Origin of the sequence: Gardnerella vaginalis (genome assembly GCF_040427915.1) — a bacterium.
In the GTDB taxonomy this organism is placed as follows: domain Bacteria; phylum Actinomycetota; class Actinomycetes; order Actinomycetales; family Bifidobacteriaceae; genus Bifidobacterium; species Bifidobacterium vaginale_C.
In genome coordinates, this window is sequence record NZ_JBETXJ010000002.1 from 1,420,794 (window position 1) to 1,433,209 (window position 12,416).

9 protein-coding genes are annotated in these 12,416 nt (G+C 39.0%); 3 read left to right on the forward strand and 6 right to left on the reverse strand.

Translation table 11 applies throughout. The features are described from left to right. Window positions 1-5: 5 nt before the first annotated feature. Window positions 6-1,271 (reverse strand): radical SAM family heme chaperone HemW, encoded by a 1,266-nt coding sequence (hemW, locus tag ABVC65_RS05770; protein WP_353582927.1) that lies wholly within the window; start codon window positions 1,269-1,271, stop codon window positions 6-8. Window positions 1,272-1,324: 53 nt separating this feature from the next. Then, window positions 1,325-3,205, reverse strand: coding sequence for a translation elongation factor 4 (lepA, locus tag ABVC65_RS05775; RefSeq protein ID WP_004120758.1), 1,881 nt, complete (start codon window positions 3,203-3,205; stop codon window positions 1,325-1,327). Between the two features lie 250 nt (window positions 3,206-3,455). On the opposite strand from lepA, the gene rpsT reads away from it, so the two are divergent. Continuing rightward, window positions 3,456-3,716, forward strand: a complete 261-nt coding sequence (gene rpsT, locus ABVC65_RS05780; protein WP_004113577.1) for a 30S ribosomal protein S20 — start codon at window positions 3,456-3,458, stop codon at window positions 3,714-3,716. A gap of 144 nt (window positions 3,717-3,860) precedes the next feature. On the opposite strand, the gene ABVC65_RS05785 is transcribed toward rpsT, so the two are convergent. The 3 genes from ABVC65_RS05785 to ABVC65_RS05795 form a co-directional block, all read right to left on the reverse strand. Then, window positions 3,861-4,589 carry a GntR family transcriptional regulator gene (locus tag ABVC65_RS05785; protein WP_353582812.1) on the reverse strand — a complete coding sequence of 243 codons (729 nt, stop codon included), beginning with the start codon at window positions 4,587-4,589 and terminating at the stop codon, window positions 3,861-3,863. Between the two features lie 300 nt (window positions 4,590-4,889). Further along, window positions 4,890-6,275 carry a PTS ascorbate transporter subunit IIC gene (locus tag ABVC65_RS05790; protein WP_004120773.1) on the reverse strand — a complete coding sequence of 462 codons (1,386 nt, stop codon included), beginning with the start codon at window positions 6,273-6,275 and terminating at the stop codon, window positions 4,890-4,892. A gap of 389 nt (window positions 6,276-6,664) precedes the next feature. Continuing rightward, complete coding sequence (locus ABVC65_RS05795) at window positions 6,665-7,858, reverse strand: SLC13 family permease (protein ID WP_004120774.1); 1,194 nt, start codon at window positions 7,856-7,858, stop codon at window positions 6,665-6,667. Between the two features lie 277 nt (window positions 7,859-8,135). Between ABVC65_RS05795 and ABVC65_RS05800 the strand changes: the two genes are divergently transcribed. Continuing rightward, a complete protein-coding gene (locus ABVC65_RS05800; protein WP_004120775.1) occupies window positions 8,136-9,851 on the forward strand; it encodes an acetolactate synthase large subunit in 1,716 nt (571 codons plus the stop codon). Between the two features lie 161 nt (window positions 9,852-10,012). On the opposite strand, the gene ABVC65_RS05805 is transcribed toward ABVC65_RS05800, so the two are convergent. Further along, window positions 10,013-10,969, reverse strand: a complete 957-nt coding sequence (locus tag ABVC65_RS05805) for an ROK family protein (protein ID WP_353582813.1) — start codon at window positions 10,967-10,969, stop codon at window positions 10,013-10,015. Between the two features lie 277 nt (window positions 10,970-11,246). Here ABVC65_RS05805 and ABVC65_RS05810 point away from each other — a divergent pair, with 277 nt between their 5' ends. Next, complete coding sequence (locus tag ABVC65_RS05810) at window positions 11,247-12,386, forward strand: ROK family protein (protein WP_353582814.1); 1,140 nt, start codon at window positions 11,247-11,249, stop codon at window positions 12,384-12,386. The last annotated feature ends 30 nt before the right edge of the window (window positions 12,387-12,416 follow it).

Below are 12,416 nucleotides of genomic sequence, written 5' to 3' on the forward strand. Positions count from 1 at the left end.
TCATTTTAACGCATAACTAAGCCATTTTGGCACGCGTCAACAATTCTTTCGATTAATAAATCGTTTAATAAACGCCCTTTTCGAGTGGCAATAATACGATTTTCATGCAACACTGCCAAATCTTCCTTACACACTTCGATTAACACTTTTTGCAAATAAGAATCGTCAAATCCGCGATTGGCTTTACGCATCTTTGTGCACAATTCATCAATACTAAGACCTTCCCTAATGCGCAACCCAAGCATTACTTCTTCAATCAACGCATCTTCACTATTTATGCACTCGTAGTTTTGCCAAGGCACATTTCCTACACTAATCGCCTGCGCCCAGCGTTTTGGATGCAAAATATCCCAAGATCTAAGATTATAAAACTTGCTTGAATCCGCCAAAACAGCACAATCATCCATGCTTTGTTTGCTAAGGTCACTCGCCGAATTGTAGTGAGAATGAGCACCTGGGCCAATTCCTGCCCAATCAATGTTCTTCCAATATCCAAGATTATGTTGAGACTCAAAACCAGGGCGCGACCAATTAGAAATCTCATACCATTCTAAGCCAGCAGAACTAAAAAGACTATCTGCCAACTCGTATTTCGCGGCTTCATCATCGTCATCTGGCGCTTGAATTGTGCCAGCAGCAATCTGGCGACCCATTTTTGTGCGCGGCTCTACCGTTAGCGCGTATGCAGAAATATGATTAACTCCTAGGCTTAAAGCCATTTCTATCGACTTTCGCCAATCGTCTAAACTCTCCCCTGGAGCTCCATAAATCAAGTCAACACTTGAACGCAAGCCACAAGCATTCGCCGCATTTACTCCACGCTCTACGTTTTCTGGCGTATGCGTTCGGTCAAGCGTTTTTAACACATGCGGCACAGCAGATTGCATTCCAAAAGATATTCGTGTAAATCCGCCTTTTGCAAGCGTCTCAATATAAGACTCATCTGCTGTATCTGGATTTGCTTCCGTAGTGACTTCCGCCCCAGGCATAATGCCCCACAATTCGCTGATTTCACGCAAAATTCGCACTAAATCTTGCGCTTTAAGAACAGTCGGAGTTCCGCCGCCAAAGAAAACAGATTGCGCTTTAGGCTCAAAAATCCCGTGATACTCCTGCCACTTTTTTACAAGACGCATCTCGCGAATCGCAACATCCGCATACCCTTCACGACTCGCACCTTCGCCCAAATCGCGAGCAGTATACGTATTAAAATCGCAATAACCGCATCGACGCAAGCAAAATGGCACGTGCACATACACTTCAAAAGGCATGAATGAACGCGAATCTTCACTAGGCTTGTTCGATTCAAAATTCAATATAATCCTCAGCCTTCAGACTTTTGCGCTGCACGAATCTTATCTTTAGTGTCTCTATCATTTGCGCCATCATCCGTAGCCAAAGCCGCAACAAAGGCTTCTTGTGGAACTTCAACATGTCCAAGCATCTTCATGCGCTTCTTACCAGCCTTCTGCTTTTCAAGAAGCTTACGCTTACGCGTAATATCGCCACCATAGCATTTAGCGAGCACGTCTTTTCTAAGCGCACTAATCGTTTCACGAGCAATAATTCTAGAACCGATTGCAGCCTGAATTGGAATCTCAAACTGTTGGCGAGGAATAAGTCCGCGAAGCTTCTTAGTCATCATAACGCCGTAAGAATAAGCCTTATCGCGATGCACGATTGCACTAAAGGCGTCAACCTTATCTCCCTGAATAAGAATATCAACCTTCACTAAATCTGCAGCTTGCTCGCCATCTTCGTGGTAGTCAAGAGAAGCATAACCCTTTGTGCGGCTTTTAAGCTGATCAAAGAAGTCAAAAACGATTTCCGCAAGAGGAATCCTGTAATGCATTTCCACGCGGTCTGCACTAATGTATTCCATTGTGCCCATTTCCCCACGATGATCTTGGCACAAGTCCATAATCGCGCCAATAAAATCTTTAGGCGCAATAATGTCGGCAGCAACCATTGGCTCAATAATGCGCTTGATTTTGCCTTCTGGAAACTCGCTAGGATTAGTCACATGATGCTCTGTGCCGTCTTCGCTTGTAACATCGTAAGTTACGTTTGGAGCAGTTGAAATAAGATCCAAGCCAAACTCGCGACTTAAGCGCTCGGAAACAATCTCCATGTGCAACAGTCCCAAGAATCCGCAACGGAAACCAAATCCCAATGCAACAGACGTTTCTGGCTCGTAAATAAGAGCAGCATCGTTAAGTTTTAACTTGTCGAGAGCATCTCGAAGCTCTGGGAATTGCGCGTTATCAATTGGGAATAAGCCTGCGTAAACCATAGGCTTAGGGTCTCTGTAGCCCTCCAAAGGCTCGGATGCAGGATTTACGGCGCTAGTAATAGTGTCGCCAACTTTAGATTGGCTCACGTCTTTTGCACCAGTAATTACGTATCCAACTTCTCCAGCTCCAAGCGCCTTAGTTGGAGTCATATCTGGGCTAATAACGCCGATTTCAATAGGATCGTGCGTCATGCCAATACCCATCATATGCAATTTTTCACGCGACTTAAGCTCGCCATCAACCATACGAATATAGGTTACGATTCCGCGATAAGAATCGTAGACGGAGTCAAAAATAAGCGCGCGAGCGGCACCATTAGGATTTCCACTAGGAGCTGGCACTTCCAACACGATTTGGTCGAGAAGATCTTTTACACCTTCGCCAGTTTTTCCAGAAACACGTAAAACTTCGTTAGGTTTGCAACCAATTAATCCAGCTATTTCTTCAGCATGCTTGTCTGGCTCCGCACTAGGCAAATCGATTTTGTTTAATACAGGAATAATCGTTAAATCGTGTTCGATTGCCATATAAAGATTGGAAAGCGTCTGCGCTTCAATACCTTGAGTGGCGTCCACAAGCAAAACCGCGCCTTCGCACGCTGCGAGCGCACGCGAAACTTCGTAAGTAAAATCGACGTGACCAGGAGTATCAATCATGCCAAGCGAGTACTCTTTGCCGTCAAAAACCCACGGCACGCGAACAGCCTGCGATTTAATAGTGATTCCGCGCTCTTGCTCAATATCCATGCGGTCCAAGAATCGGTCTCGCATCTCGCGTTCTGGCACAATTCCTGAAAGCTGCAAAATGCGATCCGCTACAGTAGACTTGCCGTGATCTATATGCGCAATAATGCAGAAATTGCGTATCAACGATTGATCCGTAAATCCTGGCTGGTTATGCGGTGTAATCAAAGCAAATATCTCCTTTTAAGACACAATGAATATATAATGTGCATCAAGCACTGTAACTCATTAATGGTAGCAACTTGACTACCCTAGTCCAAGAAGATAAGAACAGCAAGTTATGCACTTAATTACATTTAATACATACAGTAAGCATTATGGTGGTTAATATTCGTGAAAATTAGTGGTTTTATCCAAGAATCATGCTATGCTTACCCTTTGTATGTCCTTGATATAGCAAACGTCGTTTGGAGTAATAGTGGCAAACATTAAGTCGCAGAAAAAGCGCGTGCTCACCAATGAGAAGGCACACAAGCGTAACGTGGCAGTGAAGTCTGCTTTGAAGACTGCTATCCGCGCTACTCGTGAAGCCATCGCTGCTGGTGATAAGGCTGCAGCTGAAGCTGCATTCGCAGTGGCTGCTAAGAAGCTTGACAAGGCTGCAGGTCGTGGTGTGATTCATAAGAATCAGGCTGCAAACCGTAAGTCTGGTCTTGCTTTGGCAATCAACGCTCTTTAAAATAATCGCATTAGATTGCGATCTTAATTAGAGTTTGAAAAATCTCCGTTATCATTTGTGTACATTTGGTAACGGAGATTTTCTGTATACTAGAACATTTTTATATAGAAAAACAAGAATAGTTCAAGAATAAATAAAGTAATATCAAACGTTAATATGCATTTTGAATTGAATATCTCCATACTTTGGTGTATAAACAGCAGCACCAAAGGCTATTATTGAACCAAAAGAGTCCTTAACAATGGATTCAACTGCGAGAGCTGGAGTTTGATCTTCAACCTGTAAAACTTTTGCCATGGTTCCACATAGTTGCTCAACATGAACAGACAAATCATTTTCACAAAGCTTTACAGCGTAATCGCTTTCTAGAAACTCTGCTAAAGATTTCTTCGTAAAATCATGAGTCAAAACTTTTGGAAATCTTGAAGCTTCAAGATAAACTACACTGTAATTAGACAAAACGTCATCAACATACTTTAATCGTTTAACACAAATTAGATCAATTGACTCATCTAGACCAAGCTTATAAGCAGCAGATTCATCTTTAACTACATCGTTTTGGATAACTTTGATTCGTATATGTTCTTTGCTTTCAGAATAATTCTGGTAAAAGCCTTGAACCTGGTCTGATATAACTTCACGGTTAACACTGTGAATAACATCTCTTGCTCTAAAAGTTCCTTTGCCTTGTATTCTTATAAGCAGACCTTCCAAGATCAGATTGTCAACTGCATGTCTAAGAGTAATTCGACTAACGTTGTATTGCTTACACAATTCTACTTCTGGAGGAAGCTGTTCGTCTGGCTCCATTAAGTCAATGCGTTTCCTAAGATTGTCTCGCACGGCAATATATTTAGGTACACCTTCGGTCACAATCCACTCTCCAAATAGTAAATTTCCTTTAAAAGCTATTAAAAAAAAAATCTTAAAAAAATGAAGCTTTTAAGAAAATTTTTACAAATCTGCTTTCAAATACACAACAATTACATAGTATCAGTATATTATGCCAATATACGATTAGGGCGTGCCTATACTGAAAAAGGCTACAATCTTAAATTATTGATTAAAGTTGCTATTTAATCGCAAATTCAAGATTATAACCTTTTAGACTTATCGTTTCTATTTTTAATTGTGATTTAAGTTTAATTTCTACGATAACTCTTCACAATTGTATTAGTTTTCAATTGCATATTTGACTTTACTATTTTCTCTGCGAGTCAACAATATTGAAGACGCGTAGAAAAGAACATAAGATATTACAACTGCAATAATACTTACGATTTTGCCTCCTGCAATATTCGTGTAACCAAGAAAAACTCCAGTTACACCAAAATCAGCGTCTGAATAAGTGGAGTTTGCAGAACCAAGATTACCCAAAACAGGCAAAAGAAGTAACGGCAAGAATGTAATAACAATACCATTAACAAAACCGCCTATAACGCAGCCTCTTCTACCAGCTTGACCGTTGCTAAATACTCCAGTAACACCACCAGCCATAAAGTGAGCAACAATTCCTGGAATAACAACTGTTGTTCCAGCCAAAGCCATAATAACCATTCCAACGATTCCGCCCGTAAAGCTTGCCAAGAATCCAATAAGAACAGCATTTGGAGCAAATCCAAAAGTCATAGGAGCATCTAATGCTGGCTTAGCATTTTTAACAAGTTTTTCAGATATTCCTTTAAATGCTGGAACAATTTCATCCAAAACAACCTGTACGCCTGCAAGAATAATGAAAACGCCTGCAGAGAACATTGCAGCCTTAAGAATAACAAACACAATAAAGTTTTGCCCATTAGATAAATGCGATTCAATATATTGCGGACCAGCAAAAAGTGCTACAACAGCGTAGATAATTGCCATTGAAAGTGCAATGAGAACAGTCGTATCTTTTAAGAATCCAAGAGCAGCTGGGAACTTAATATCTTCCGTAGACTTAGACGGATGCTTTTTAGAAACTGTAAGTTTTGCAATCAAAGTTCCAATAAGAACTCCACTACTCGTAGGGTGTCCAAGTGCAACATCATCTTTGCCGGAAGCAGTGCGCATAAATGACTGAACCAATGCTGGAGAAATCGTAATAAGTAAGCCTTGAGCGAATGATCCGAGAATAATAACGGTTAGAGTATTAAAACCTGCGACATTGAAGATTACTGCGAGCATACTTGCCATATAGAATGCAACGTGACCAGTTAAGTAAATGAACTTAAATCTAGATGTTATTGATAAAACAATGTTAACAATCATTCCAAAGAAGAAAATTAATGCTGCTTCTGATCCATACTTCATAAGAACTGTACCGATTATAGCTTCATTATTTGGTACTACGCCTTGAACATGGAAAGCGTATTGGAACATGCTCCCAAAAGGATTTAGTGCTTCAGTGACCACTCCAGATCCGGCTGCCAATACTAAGAAACCAATCATTGTACGAATAGAGCCTTGTACTATGTCGGAAATCTTTTTGCCTTGTACTGCAAGACCAATTAGAGAAATCATTGCAACTATTACAGATGGTTGTCTAAAAACATCTAGCAGTATAGACAGAACACCGTTCATAGTCTCTCCTTATATATTTTTATTAGTATGTGAGCTGATTTTGGCATGCATAATTTACAAAATTACAAGAGAGAAAATGTAATTAATGCCAAAAGTCTTTTGCCCAAACTTAACTTAGTGCAAGAAGCCATAATAACGGATAAGCCAAGACATAAATTTGTTATAATGTTATATTCAATTTTTGATGATTTTCGTATATATTTTAAATAAAATGAAAATTATTAAGCATAATTGCGATTTAATAGAAAATAATACAACAAAATCGCAAACAATCCGAAATTTACTAGCATTTCATTGCAGAATAACATAAAAATATGTGAAAATAATCACAATAATTGCAATAAAAGACACGCCCACAATGCGAAAATCACGCGAAAACCAGAAAGACGCTACTCAATAATCCAAGCTAGACCAATCAAAACAGCCAAGAAAAGAAGATTCACAATTGTGTACATAAGCAGATAACGACCCTTATGATGAGGGTACTTATGCGTAATACTCTTGTATGAAATCAAAGATGCCATAGACGCAATAAGCGTTCCCATACCGCCAAGATTAGTACCAATAATAAGCATCTTCCACTGATCACAGAAGCCTGAAAGTAAGATAGTAGTTGGAACGTTGCTAATCACCTGACTAGATACAACAGAAACTTCCATAGGATGAGAACCAACCCACATTTGCGCGATCTCAGTAAATCCTGGAACCCTACGCATGTTCCCGATAAAAATAAAGAACATTATAAACGTAAGAGGCAAAGCCCAATCTAGAGCGCGAAATACGTGAGAATCACAAATAATAAAGGCAATAACAACTGCCAAAACCATAATCCAGTCTGGAATCCAGCCAGCTACTCCACACAAGCACAAAACGAATAAAAGACTATAAACAATAACTCGCCATTGAGTAAAGCCAACACCATAACCCATAACGCGAATCTCATCTGGCTTAGGTGATTTAGAGTGCGGAGCCAAAACACTTTGTTCAATGTCATCACCATGCAAGCCTTCAAATTGATCGACTTTTCTAGAGCTAAAGAACACAAACGCAAACGCAATCATAAGAATCGCAGCAGTAAGCGTGTACGGAGCCATAATGGAAAGAAAATCGCCCGTAGACATTTTAGTAAGCGCTTTAAGATACAAATTGTGCGCGTTGCCAATAGGAGTTAGCATACTTCCAACGTTTGCACCAATCGTCATTAAAGTCACAACAAGAATTGCATGCTTTTCTGCATTTGCCATCATCAAAACAGAAATCGCAAAAGGAACAAAAGTTACAAGAGCAACATCATTAGTTATAAGCATCGCCGAGAAAAACGTTAAAGACATAAGAACCAGAACTAATCCGCGCTCAGTCCTAACTCTTCTAAGAAGATTCGCGCCAATACTTCTAAAAACGCCTATTCGCTGGAATCCGCAAACAACCATCATTAAGCAAACAAGCTGAGAAATAGTGTTTACATGAATGTAGCCAAAATATTGTGCGTCTGGTGGAACAAAAAAGCAAGAAATAACAGCTAAAACGGCAGCCACAATAAGGATGGTTTCACATTTGACCAAATTCAGAAGCCAACGCCTCATCGTTCCTCCGTGACAAAAATACACAACTTGTTCAATTGTATAAGAAACCCAATCCAAAGGGGCAAAAATTTCCGACAAAATCGTTGAAATAACAAGGCATATTGTCTTAAAAGAGCTTTAGTTTTGCCACAAAGCGAATAGGCAAAAATCCGCCCATTTTTATGACACGCGCAAAATGGTCGCATGTCGTAGAAGACTATATTATAAATGGAAAAGAAGTCTTGAAGTTTAAGCTTAAAGGCTGAAACAACTTAAAGCAAAAGCGAGAAGCGCAATTATGGCAAACGAAGAATTGCAGAAAACAAAACAAAACAATCATAAAAGAAACACAGCAGATTTGATTGTAGAATGCCTTGTAAATGAAGGCGTTGAAGTTGTTTTTGGAATCCCAGGCGAAGAAAATATTCCGCTTTTAGAAGCAATTGAACGAAATGGAAACATACGCTTTGTGCTTACTCGCCACGAGCAAGGTGCAGGTTTTATGGCCGCAACTTATGCTCATATTACGGGAAAGCCAGGCGTGTGCTTAGCAACGCTTGGACCTGGAGCATTAAATCTTACTCTTCCAGTGGCTCAGGCAAACGCAAGCACAACCCCGCTTGTTGCAATATGCGCTCAAGGAAACGTATCTCGTCTTTATAAAGAATCTCACCAAATCATTGATTTGGTGTCATTATTCCAACCGATCACTCAGTGGTCTTCGATGATGTTAGCTCCAAGCACTGCTCCAGAAATGGTTCGTAAAGCTTTCTCAATCGCTCAAAGAAAGCGCCCAGGAGCCACCTGCCTTGTAATTCCAGAAGACATTAGCGAAATGAGCGTTCCAGAAGATGCAAAGCCACTTCCACTTCCAAGACCTCTGCACATCCTTCCCGCTCCAGATACTATTGACGAAGCTGCTAAAATCATTAGCCAGTCAAAAACGCCGATTATTCTTGCAGGAAACGGTGTTGCACGAAGCCATGCTCAAGACCAGCTACGCGCTTTTGCAGAACAGCTTAATGTTCCAGTTGCAACAACATTTGAAGGCAAAGGCGTGTTCCCAGACAATCACCCTAATGCTCTTGGCGTAGTCGGATTCATGCATAGGGATTATGAGAATTTTGCTTTCGATACAGCAGATTTGATTATTGCTGTTGGATTCTCTATACAACAGTTTGACCCTAAGAAGATTAATCCAAATATTGACAAGACGATTATTCACATAAACACATTTGTTGAAGATACAGACGCTCACTACCCTACTGCACTAAACATTATGGCAGATATTGGTCAGACTCTTAAAACTCTTACAAATGTTCTTAAGGATAGAAATATTACTTTTGATGTAACTCACCCAAAGATTCGTCAAATGATTACGGACGAGCTGCATTCGTTTGAAAACGATAACAGCATTCCTATGAAGCCACAGCGTGTTGTATACGACACTAGGCGCGCTGTTCCAGAAGGAACCAAGGTTCTTGTAGACACAGGCGCTTTAAAAATGTGGATGGCAAGGCTTTACCCTACAATGCACCCAAATACTTGCATTATAGACAACAGCCTTTCTACAATGGCTTGGACTTTGCCTGGAGCTGTTGGAGCATCGTTTATTAAAGATAATAGTGGAAAAATCAACACAAAGCCTGTTCTTGCTGTTATGGGCGACGGCAGCTTTATGATGAATGTTCAAGAGATTGAAACTGCTGTTCGCGTGGGTTCTAGAATGGTTGTTCTCGTTTGGGAAGACAACGCTTATGGATTGATTAAGTGGAAGATGGACCTACACGCTGGAGAACATGAATACGTTGATTTTACTAATCCAAATGTTCCAAAATTGGCAGAAAGCTTTGGCGCTAGAGGCCATGTTGTACAAAAGCCAGAAGACTTGTACAACATGCTTAAAGAAGCTTTGGAACAAGAAAGCGGCGTTGATGTTATAGCCTGCCCAGTGGATTATAGCGAAAACATGAAGCTTATTGAAAAGCTTGGCGACATTGATTTTGGCAACTAGGTTGATTTTGGTAACTAAAGTGCTAATCGCATAAGAAGAATCTCCGCACTTGCATTAATTCAGTTATTATCTGCCAATTTAAAGATAATTAAAGGTAGTTTTCTGAAGCATGAATGCAATGCGGAGATTTTTATAATACTTTTACGCCACGGTTTAAATATTTAATTTTCCTCCTTTGCTTTATCGTCGTAGCATCTGCCAATAAGAGCTGCTCCTAACGCACCAAAGAACACTTCTTGATCTGCAATCACTACACGATCGGATATTTTTAGTGAGGACAAAAATGACGATTTTTGTTCAAGTCTACAAATATATTCTTTTACGCTTTTTAATAAAATTGCTCCTGTTTTACTCACTCCTCCGCCAATAACAATAATCTCTGGATCAAAAGTAACTGTAATAATCTGTAGTGCACTAACTAAGGTGGAAATGAACTTATTCCATACTTTTTCAGCTTCGTTATTTTTAGTAGAAACATTGCGCAGCAAAGACGCAATAGGATACTCATTCTTTGCTGGCCAAAGTTTGGATAAACCAGTGCCAGAGATTATTGTTTCTACACATCCACGCTGTCCACATGGGCAATCCCTGCCCTGTGTATCAGCTACTATATGACCTATTTCTCCAGCCACACCAGTGGAGCCATGGAAAATAGAGCCATTAATGATAATTCCCGCAGAAACTCCAGTACCTAAATTCAAAAACACTAAACTACTAGAATCAGAACCATAATAATGATATGCACCGAATGCTGCGGCATTAACATCATTATCTATTACAGAATTCAATCCAAAACGTTTACGTATTTCAGTCTTAAAATCTATACTATGAGATCCCAAATTTACTGATTCAGATACTTGCCCAGTATTTTGATTAACTAAACCAGGCACACCAATTCCTATAGTGAATTTAGTATCATTGCCATATTTTAGGATAATTTGATTAATCACTTCAGCAATAAGTTTGCACACTTCATCAACGATCTCTACTTCACCTTGCTTGGTAGAAACTTGAGAATGCGCAATCAGTTCATTATTAGCATTGAAAGCTGCACATAATACTTTTGTTCCACCTACATCTACCCCTATGCTTATACGCGACGGTGTGCTGGGCGTCATAATAAACTCCTTAGAAAAATACTTCTGCTTTGAAGTTGAACCCTATTAAACCAATTAAGTACAATTATTGCACTAAAAGATAAAAATGCAAGACTATCTAATATATTTAATAAAAACATTGAAAAATAAAGGAATCTATAGCTCTAATATTTCATACATAAAAAATAAAATTAGAAAATATTTTACAAAAACATGTTTTAGTATATATTCCAAACTATATATCTATCTGATAGAATATCATGTATAAAACAATGGGAATTAAAAGCGGAATGATGACATGAGCATAAAAACAATATCGAAACCAATGATTAATCAATTAATGACAGTGTCTCAAAAAACCATACCTGCCGACGCAAGAATAAATAACAGAATGCTAATATTCAACTATTTATTCCCAAAACAAATACTTTCTAGAGCTATGCTCGTAAGAAAAACAAAATTATCAAAAGCATCTATTTCAACCGTTGTGTACGAAATGCTTGAAGATCACATACTAGTAGAAAGTGGTCAAGAGTCAAAAATAGAAAGAGGTAAAAAAGGTACACTACTCGAAGTAGACGCAAACTATTGGAACATTATAACTATAGATCTTTCACAGCCTTGTCTCATACAAGGAGCTGTTGTTAATCTGTGCGGAGATATATTAAAAAGATCGGAAATATCGTTATATAAAAGCACAGATGCGAACTGTGAAAAAATTATAGAAGTTTGCAACACTCTAATAAATAATTCAAATAATCACATACTCGGAATAGGAATTGCTGTACCTGGAATCGTAGATAATGAAGGAAAAGTAGTTCGATCATCGAATCTTCAGTGGGAAAATATAAACATTAAAGAAGAGTTGATTAAGAATTTTAATTGTCCAATTATCGTTGATCATGACACGAATAGCGCATTACTAGCCGAAAGATTCTTCGGCAACGGCGTGCCAAATACAATATTTATACAGTTATCGTTAGGTGTTGGCGCATCAATATTAATAAACGATGCTATTATCACTGGAATAAATAATTCTGCAGGAGAAATTGGTCATATTACAGTAGATCCACAAGGACCAGATTGTTCATGCGGCAAAAAAGGTTGTTTAGAAACATATATTTCCGCGGAAACACTGCATAGAAAAATGTTTACATCAAACAGAAAACCAGAAGATATATTAGCGGAGGCAGGTAATTATTTAGGAAAAGCTCTCACAACAACAATTAATCTTTTAGACCTAACAGACGTGGTAATTTATGGACCATCCGACATTGTAAATAAGGTATTTATAAGCTCTACAGAAAAAGCAATACAAGAATATGGTCCATACAGTCCAAAACATCCTTGCACAGTAAGAAGATGCACTTGCAACAATGACATAACTCTTATAGGAGAATGTATATCAGTAATTCAAAATAGAATCATGAATCTCTAAAATATAAAAAGCAAAGAAGCAATCAACAAA